We start from the raw sequence: 458 nt of genomic DNA, 5'->3' as shown, positions 1-458 counted from the left end.
CCTTCAGCCAGTTCGCCTGCGCCTCGACCCGCGACGTTGCCGACGTGATCCTGCCGATCGGTGCGCTGCCGGAAATCGATGCCACCCTGACCAACCTCGATGGTCGCGAGCAGTCGGCGCGTGCCGGCGGCAAGCTGCCGGGCGAGGCCCGCGAGGGCTGGCGCGTGCTGCGTGCACTCGGCGGTGAGCTGGCCGTGGCCGGTTTCGAGTTCATCGACCTGGCCGGCCTGCGCGCCAGCCTGGCACCGGTGAACGTGCAGGTGTCCGCTTCGGCACAGCCGGTGCTGGCGGGCGAGGGCATGGAAGTGGCCTCGACCGCTGCGATCTACCGCACCGATGCGGTGGTCCGTCGCGCCCCGGCGCTGCAGTCGCATCCGCTCAACAACGCCCCGCGCATCGTGCTCAACGCTGACGATGCCGCCCGCCTGCAGCTGCAGGAAGGGCAGATGGCCAAGGTC

1 protein-coding gene is annotated in these 458 nt (G+C 71.0%); it reads left to right on the top strand.

The features are described from left to right. Positions 1-458 (top strand): molybdopterin-dependent oxidoreductase (locus tag AC1DOP_RS27290; RefSeq protein ID WP_477254421.1); only part of this gene is annotated, 458 nt, incomplete at both ends.

The sequence above is a fragment of the Massilia sp. 01N410 genome (assembly GCF_056399665.1).
The sequence above is the reverse complement of the archived record's forward strand: the minus strand, read 5'-3'. Positions and strand labels throughout refer to the sequence as shown.